A 5,070-nucleotide genomic window follows, 5' to 3' on the forward strand; every position below is an offset into this window, starting at 1 on the left:
TTAGCATGGGATAATCAGAATATCGGCACAAAAGTAGTTATTAAAACCTTAAATCATCAAGTACAAAAACTAACTAATTTTGGTAAATTTCAGAAGCGATTTCGAGACGAAGCCGAACAATTAAAAAAATTCCACCATGAGAATATCGTCAAATTTTATCATTCCTTTCAAGAAGAACATCTCTATTGTATTGTCATGGAATTTATAGAGGGAGATAACTTAGCTGATGTTATCAATAAACAAGGAATATTACCCGAACAAAAAGCTCTCAACTACATTCGACAAATTTCTAATGCACTGACAGCCATTCACAGTAAAAATATCCTCCATCGGGATATCAAACCAGAAAATATTATATTGCGCAAAAATACACAAGAAGTAGTTTTAATTGATTTTGGTATTGCCCGTGACTTTATTCCCAATCAAATCAACAGCCTCACCGAATTTTGTACAGATGGTTATGCACCTATAGAACAATATCTTCGCAAACATAAACCAGGAGAATATACAGATATTTATGCCTTAGCAGCCACACTTTATGTACTTCTCACTAACTATAAATTACCTGACTCTAGAGATAGATATCATCATCAATTAGCAATACAGAAAACTCTATTACCAAAACAAGTCCGTTTCGCTTTAAAATTGATTTTCAAACTGATAAAAAAATTAGGTAAACAAGACTTATTAGAAGAACCAAAAAAAATCAATACAAAAATTAGCGATCGCCTGAATAATGCCATTATTAAAGGAATGGAAATTCAACCAGAAGACCGCCCTCAGACTGTAAACGAATGGTTGACATTACTTCAAGTCAAACCTCCGAGTATGATGTCTCAAATGTCTCAGGTTTCTCGAACAATTATGTCTCAAATGGCTACCTTAAATATTCCAGGTATCAAACCTCTTTATCACAATTCTGTCAAAACTATTTATCAAGGACAAGCAAATATATTACCAATTGGAACAGGTATACTCATATTTATTGTTGTAACTTATATCTATTCTCCCAATCTTAAATTTCCTAAAATTTCTCGCCCTTTACCCCTTCAACCTATTCCTATTTCACAACAAACACCTCATCCCACTACACAACCTCAAAAAGAACCCCAACCTTTACCCGAAACTAATATTCCAGATATTTCCGAAACAACTATTAACTATATAGAAAAAAAAGTAGATTACACAACTTTAGAAAACCTATTATCATCCGATAAATTTCAAGAAGCAGACCAAGAAACACTCAGAATTATACTTTCACTTGTAGACCGAAAAAAAGAAGACTGGTTTAATCTAGAAGATATAAAAAATATCCCCTGCAAAGACCTAGATAAAATTAATCAATTGTGGATTAAATATAGTGATGGTAAATTTGGATTTAGCATTCAAAAACAAATTTGGAGCGAAGTAGGAGGTAAAGCAGGAATTTATAATGTGGCGCTCGCTGACATTTTTATCAAGCAAGTAGGATGGGGCGAGAAGCATAAAAGATATAAAAATATTACATATCAAATTTCAGCTCCTTACGAACATCTTCCTTTTCAAACTACTTCTCATGTTAGGAATTTTGGCGCTCCTTATCTAGCAGAAAAAATCGCAAAATGTAATATTTGAGAGTCGAGATTATTCCTACTTTAAAAAACAGAAATATGCAAATCATTAGATTGAATAAATCTTTTGGTAAGGTTAGATATCAGAACTCAGGAGAAATGGGAATTAATTAGGCGGTAGTAGAAAGAATTGTCCTTTTATTTTTCGTAAGCATTTCCTGCGGAATGCTTACTATTTTTCTGCCCTTGTCTGCCCAAAATACTAAAATGTATGAGCTTTTATACCGAAAAACTAACACTTTTTTCCACCTAACAAAGATACTTGTCTTTATCCGTCAATGCTTTGAGAGTTAATCAGCAAGTCCTAATTATTGAAGCTTTCAATCAGGATTAGTAGCTAAATAGAAAAGCCAAGAAAAATAACATCGATTAATTGTTAGATTTATCACTTCTCAAATATCCCAAATATTAATCTTGCATCAAGGGAAAAACATCAGGATAAGCCTGCCAAACTTTCCTCACGAAATGTTGTAACTTTTGATGTGAAATTTGCAGATTTTTCTCTTGACTGTCTAGCAATTCTAATTCAGTCAAAAGTGGCATAAACTCTGTATCAATAGCTTCCCTGAATAAACATATCGGCCAAACCAAATCAGCACCTTCTCGCAAATCCCATAAATTTGATTTTTCTAAATTATTTTGATGATTATCACTCCTAACTTCTGAAGTAGATAATTTCAATAACAAAGGACGAACCCAACACATTTTGCGTGTTTCTAATACTTGAATTACCTCTGCATATAAACAAGTATTTTCATACTCCAAGCAAACAATTTGGCTAGATTGAAAGTTAGGAATAAAATTTTTTAGTACTGGCTTCATATACAAAATATCCTCATATAGCAGTCTTAAATTTACAGCAGTTTTCGACTAAATAAAGTACAAAATTTAAAATTTTTGGGAATAATAAATAGCCATAGATATTAAACTCTTCCTAACTATCCATGCAAACTTCTATAATTTGTGCAGAAATACAGAAAAGGCAAAAAAGATAGGAGTGTCAATTTTTGGTAGTTCTTTAAACGTAGTTACATTTGGTGGTAGTGCATTGTTATGGTGGTCTATTGTAATTATTTTGCTTGAGGACAAAAACAGTGGTAGTATATTGTTCCCTTTCTCGTAAATTACAGCACTTTTTAAGAGAGTGAGGTACGGTTTTAAGGCTAATCTTTTTTCCCTACTCCCTCCTCCCTAAAGTCCTAAAATTTTGTACCTCATCAACTCCAAAACTGCTGTATATGTGAGAGACTAAATTAAAAAATTCCTTGAGTTATCAGAAAATGCAAAATACATTTGTCATAAATCATTCCTGATTTCTATAATATAATACTTTTTAGAGTCTTCAAGTGTGCTAAAAATTGAGGATAATCGAGAATCGTTCAAAATCACTATAAATAAGCAATACTATTTTACATATTTTCTACCCAAAAATATTTGATTTTGTCATAAAATTAAAAAACTTTAGACTCACAATAAAAGTTAATTATTCACTCTAATTGACGAGAAAAATTATATTTATTATTCCTTCCTATTTCTTATCTTATTTATCAAATTATCGAAGTTTATAGCCTGTGATTTAAAGAAGAAATAAATCAAAAAAATCTTGTTCCTCAATTCTATCCATTTTCAGAAGAGGTAATTATTAATTATTAATTGCTGAATGCCCATCTATATTTTTAAGTGCTGCTTCTAAATCCATAGTTAAGTTTTGTGCCTGCTTTTTCCCTGAGCCATAAATATAATCTTTTACAGATAAAGGAACACCAATACGAACCATAACATTACAACCACGACATGGAATAACGGGATTGTAATTCAAAGATATAGGTACTATTTTAACATCAAGATTTTGTTGATAAGACTCAGCTTGTAATCCTATTCTAGCTAATCCTGTTTTGAGAGAATGAACTTGGCGATCGCGGAAAATTTTACCTTCAGGAAATATCACTAACATTTCCCTCTTTAACATTAATTCTACTCCATGGCGAAAACAAGAAACTGCCGGATTTTTTGGATTAAGAGGAAACCCGCCCAAATGTCTAATCAACCATCCTTGTAAACCTTTCATTTCATCCATACTAACCATAAATCTTAGGTCTCGACCAGTCACTAATCTACCTGTAGCATAAGGTATGATTAACCCATCCCAACGGGAACGATGAGTGGGAGCTAAAATCACAGGTCCATCTTTAGGAATATTTTCTTTTCCAATAATATTTACTTTACAAAAATAAAATGGCATTACTATGTGATGACCTAAAAAATAAGACAAAGATGCTAACCAAGGAGAAATGCTGGAAGGTTTGGAATTTACTGAAGAATGTACTTTCCTTAAAAAAGCTTGAATAAAGTCAAGATTTATCATATCTTTTTAGCTCAATCATCTAACTTGATTTCTTTACTCTAAGCTAAATTTTATTTCTCCTCTAGTGGCATTCTTAAATGACACTTATTCTACTGTCAACTATTATATAAATTAACACCTCAGTTATAATCTTTTTGATTTTTATGTGTCTGTTTTATACTCAATACGGTTTTCATAAACCTTTTATTTTTATAGCGTAACTGCTTAATAAAAAAGATTTAGTCAAGATTGAAAATTGGTTTTACCAGCAGGATTTAGCATTACTTTCAAAGTTAGTCATACCAAATTTCAAAAGTATTGCTACATATCCTTGAGAGTAAGGAGTAGGGTTAAAATACATAAGATATCTTGGCTTGATACCGAGAATAGTTACAAAAAGCACTGAAGCATTATTATTTAATAATTGAAGTACAATTATTAAGTAATTAACATAGATTAAATAAATTTTTTGATAATTATTAGCTAGTTATTGTTAATTATTCTTATTTTTACTACTCCCACACTCCCCTACTCCCCTGCTCCCCCGCAATGCGAAAATGTAGCCAATATTTATCAAATTGGTATTATTTACCGAAGGCGAGCAAACCAAGACTGTAATTCTTGACGACAAACAGATTCCATTATTCCTCCTAAAACAGCCAGACGATGATTAGAAAAAATACTATCTGGAAAATTAGCAACAGTTCGTATTGTGCCAGTTTTCGGATCGTCTGCTCCATAAACCAATAAACCTATTCTTGCCTGCAATATTGCCCCCGTACACATCGGGCAAGGTTCTAGATTAACGTAGAGAGTGCATTGATTTAAGTGCCAATTTCGCAAAACTTGTCCTGCCTGTCGCAAAGCCAATATTTCTGCATGAGCAGTAGGGTCAAAATCTCGCTGCCGTCGGTTTTGAGCTTCTGCAATCAACTTGCCATCTGAGTCAACTATTATAGCTGCAACTGGTACTTCTCCCTCATTACCAGCAATTTTGGCCAATTTTAATACTCGACTCATCCACTTCTGATGGACTAGATAACTCGGATGGTCAATCATCTCAAACCCCCGGTAAAATCTGACAAGGTTTTAGTAATGGACTTGGGCTTAGACAAT

4 protein-coding genes are annotated in these 5,070 nt (G+C 32.6%); 1 reads left to right on the forward strand and 3 read right to left on the reverse strand.

Annotation, left to right across the window (positions count from 1 at the left end):
• The coding region (locus AC3DU7_RS24795; RefSeq protein WP_488041962.1) for a protein kinase domain-containing protein at window positions 1-1,614 on the forward strand (1,614 nt) is incomplete at its 5' end.
• A 404-nt stretch (window positions 1,615-2,018) separates the two neighbouring features.
• On the opposite strand, the gene AC3DU7_RS24800 is transcribed toward AC3DU7_RS24795, so the two are convergent.
• The 3 genes from AC3DU7_RS24800 to AC3DU7_RS24810 form a co-directional block, all read right to left on the reverse strand.
• Window positions 2,019-2,432 (reverse strand): hypothetical protein, encoded by a 414-nt coding sequence (locus AC3DU7_RS24800; RefSeq protein WP_488041963.1) that lies wholly within the window; start codon window positions 2,430-2,432, stop codon window positions 2,019-2,021.
• A gap of 820 nt (window positions 2,433-3,252) precedes the next feature.
• Window positions 3,253-3,975 carry a lysophospholipid acyltransferase family protein gene (locus tag AC3DU7_RS24805; RefSeq protein ID WP_488041964.1) on the reverse strand — a complete coding sequence of 241 codons (723 nt, stop codon included), beginning with the start codon at window positions 3,973-3,975 and terminating at the stop codon, window positions 3,253-3,255.
• 567 nt (window positions 3,976-4,542) lie between these two features.
• Entirely contained in the window at window positions 4,543-5,013 is a 471-nt protein-coding gene (locus tag AC3DU7_RS24810; RefSeq protein ID WP_488041965.1) for a nucleoside deaminase, read from the reverse strand.
• Window positions 5,014-5,070 lie beyond the last annotated feature (57 nt).

Source organism: Okeania sp. (assembly GCF_983059655.1).

Coding starts and splice junctions, on each gene's coding strand:
- AC3DU7_RS24800 (WP_488041963.1), bottom strand. CDS start 2,432: ATGAAGCCAGTACTAAAAAATTTTATTCCTAACTTTCAATCTAGCCAA.
- AC3DU7_RS24805 (WP_488041964.1), bottom strand. CDS start 3,975: ATGATAAATCTTGACTTTATTCAAGCTTTTTTAAGGAAAGTACATTCT.
- AC3DU7_RS24810 (WP_488041965.1), bottom strand. CDS start 5,013: ATGATTGACCATCCGAGTTATCTAGTCCATCAGAAGTGGATGAGTCGA.